The sequence below is a fragment of the Vibrio sp. R15-SG3-ISO1B genome, assembly GCF_059833835.1.
Map to the genome: position 1 here is coordinate 1 of NZ_JCBDGG010000052.1, position 2,540 is coordinate 2,540.

Here is a 2,540-nt window from a genome sequence, read left to right on the forward strand (position 1 = left end):
CAACTTCAGAGCCTACGTACAACTTACTCATTTTGCTTCCTTACACAGAATTCCAGAGCGTATTTATGGCAAGAATGTTATCAAGATGCAAGCGCACTTTGTAACCATTAATTCTGCAAATGTAATTATGTTCTATATATATGTCTTTAATGCTCGTTGTTTGCGGCTTTTATGTCTAATGAGTGAATTTGGAGAAATTCACATGATTGTGACTGACTATGCGTTTTCGGTGCTAGAGCGCAGCGGGAAGTTTGTTAGATTATACTGAATGGATATGCATCATTTAGTCAGTTTTTATGACTAAATATGAGGTTTAGGTTCGTTTTACTTGTCTCGGCGCTATTCAGATCCACCTCATAAACACGCATTGTGAATGATCTGACGTGATCGTCGCCCTCGACACAAAACACCAAAACAGCAAAATGATAAAAAAGTGTTAATAAGTTCGATGATCTGGCGTGAAAGCGCAGCAAACAGAGAAAGTACGGGATCAAAGTCGATTCTAGGTGGTATTATTAGCACAGCCGTGTCATAGTCCGGTGCGTTATTTTTTGATCAATGTTGTTACTATCTGGAGCACACTTTATGTCTCATGAAGATGAATATCTATCAGTTGAAGAGTTAATTGAAATTCAAAAAGAAGAGACTCGCGACATCATTCAAGCGTTACTCGAAGACGGCAGTGATCCAGATTCTTTATATGAGATTGAACACCACCTGTTTGCTGAAGATTTCGACACCCTAGAGAAAGCGGTAGTGGAAGCATTCAAAATGGGCTTTGAAGTATTAGAAGCGGAAGAGACCGAAGACGAAGACGGCAACAAACTGTTGTGCTGCGACGCCACCATGGAATCAGCACTAAACGCAGAAGCCATTGATGCGCAAGTAGAGAAGTTGGTTCACCTCGCTGAAAAATACGACATCATCTACGATGGATGGGGCACCTACTACGAAGGCGAAGACGCCTTGTACCCAGATGATGAAGAGGATGACGACGAGTAATTGAGAGTCGTCTCACGTTCACAGCGCTCAGCCTGTTTTCAATGCCAGTCTCAAGACTGGCATTGTTGTTTTTACGCTTTATAATCACTGACATTGATCTGGCTCAATAAATCATCGGCGTACCCATGCAGTTATCTCTTGCCGGCTTATGGCAACTTTCTCCTCTCACGGATCTCTCTATTCCTCAAGACGATCTTATGTTCCCGAATCCACTCAGCGCCGTGTTGCCAGACGACATGAGCGAGGAACAGATTGCTGAGCAAGAGTGGCATTTGATGCACGATATTGAGGTCGATGAGGCCATGCTAGCCTTCCCTGCGGTGGATTTGGTGATGTCGGGCATCGATTACCATGCTGAAGTCAGACTCAATGGTGTCGCGCTGTTTGATTGCGATGGGAGCCAAAGTGAGGTTCGAAAAGAGATCCGTCCCTATTTGCAAGCGGGACGAAATCGATTTGAGATACTGTTTTTAGAAGAAGATGAGCCGTTGATTGAAGAGGCCGAAGGCGAGGTTTGTCCGCTAGGGAGCGATAATCAACGTTTATCGGATCCGAGAATGGGCATTTGGCATGCGCCGTATTTGCAGTTTATTCGTCACGTACGTTTAGAACACGTGGCGACCGAGCAGATATGGCATCATGGCGGCGGCTGCGAATTGCTGGTCTCGCTGCATTATCACACCTACAACGCGGGGCTCGTCTCAGCGTCGGTGAAATTTAATGGCATGACCTATCACTTGCCGTTGGATGTGCGCGCGCAGTCGGTCAGTGCGCTGTTTCAAGTCGAAGCGCCTGTTTACTATGATGTGAACGATCCCAATCCAGCGCACCTATACGCATTGGAAGTGGGGCTCGATGGCCAGAAGCAACACTTTGAATTGGGGCTAAGTGAGTCATTGTGCGTGACGCATTTTCCAGTGCGCGGGGCGTAGGGGCTTCGTAACTCGAATTTGTTTCGATAGCAATAAGGGCCGCTGAGCGGCCCTTGTTCGTTATGCGTGTGCACCGTGGTGGCATTGCCAATTCGCGTCTTGGCGCTGCCACACTTTTTCGTGGAAGTAGTAGGCCACCGTGTTGATACTTGGCTCAATGGCCGCCATGATGCCGCCAATCAACCAGCTACCCGTCATCAAATACGCGACCGTAAACGCGACGCTAAAGTGCACGCTGGCGAAGCTAGTGGTTTTAATCCCAGTCGATTTGGCTAATTTACGAAGCGCTGGGTGTGTCTGCCAAGCCTTTTCATGGAAGTAGAAGGCGACGGTGTTAACCATAGGTTCAATCATCGCGATTAGACTGCCAATTAAAATATCACCGGTCAGTAGGTAGGCGACGCTAAACGCAATGGTAAAGTGCAAGGCTGCGAATGTCAGTGTCTTTTTCATGGTGAAGTCCAATGCTCTGTTGTGTCGATAGAGATATTATTGATAATTATTTTCATTAAAGAAAATTGGAAAATTCGATAAATTCAATAGGTAAAAACTATTGAACAAGCCGTAGTGACTCAGGGCTGGGAGTTGAACAGGGAAAGAAGAAAG

4 protein-coding genes are annotated in these 2,540 nt (G+C 46.0%); 3 read left to right on the forward strand and 1 reads right to left on the reverse strand.

What is annotated here, in order from left to right; genetic code table 11:
* The 3 genes from AC6R0S_RS16835 to AC6R0S_RS16845 all read left to right on the forward strand — a co-directional run.
* Positions 1-268: hypothetical protein (locus tag AC6R0S_RS16835; RefSeq protein ID WP_500638410.1), on the forward strand; the 268-nt coding region annotated here is incomplete at its 5' end.
* Positions 269-585: 317 nt separating this feature from the next.
* Positions 586-1,002 (forward strand): ribonuclease E inhibitor RraB, encoded by a 417-nt coding sequence (gene rraB, locus AC6R0S_RS16840; RefSeq protein ID WP_334555051.1) that lies wholly within the window; start codon positions 586-588, stop codon positions 1,000-1,002.
* Between the two features lie 125 nt (positions 1,003-1,127).
* Entirely contained in the window at positions 1,128-1,934 is an 807-nt protein-coding gene (locus AC6R0S_RS16845; RefSeq protein ID WP_500631215.1) for a glycosyl hydrolase 2 galactose-binding domain-containing protein, read from the forward strand.
* A 60-nt stretch (positions 1,935-1,994) separates the two neighbouring features.
* On the opposite strand, the gene AC6R0S_RS16850 is transcribed toward AC6R0S_RS16845, so the two are convergent.
* Positions 1,995-2,387 carry a DUF2061 domain-containing protein gene (locus AC6R0S_RS16850; RefSeq protein WP_334555053.1) on the reverse strand — a complete coding sequence of 131 codons (393 nt, stop codon included), beginning with the start codon at positions 2,385-2,387 and terminating at the stop codon, positions 1,995-1,997.
* Positions 2,388-2,540 lie beyond the last annotated feature (153 nt).

What these genes read in the sequence shown, in the direction of transcription:
- rraB (WP_334555051.1), top strand. Translation starts at nt 586, where the DNA reads ATGTCTCATGAAGATGAATATCTATCAGTTGAAGAGTTAATTGAAATT.
- AC6R0S_RS16845 (WP_500631215.1), top strand. Translation starts at nt 1,128, where the DNA reads ATGCAGTTATCTCTTGCCGGCTTATGGCAACTTTCTCCTCTCACGGAT.
- AC6R0S_RS16850 (WP_334555053.1), bottom strand. Translation starts at nt 2,387, where the DNA reads ATGAAAAAGACACTGACATTCGCAGCCTTGCACTTTACCATTGCGTTT.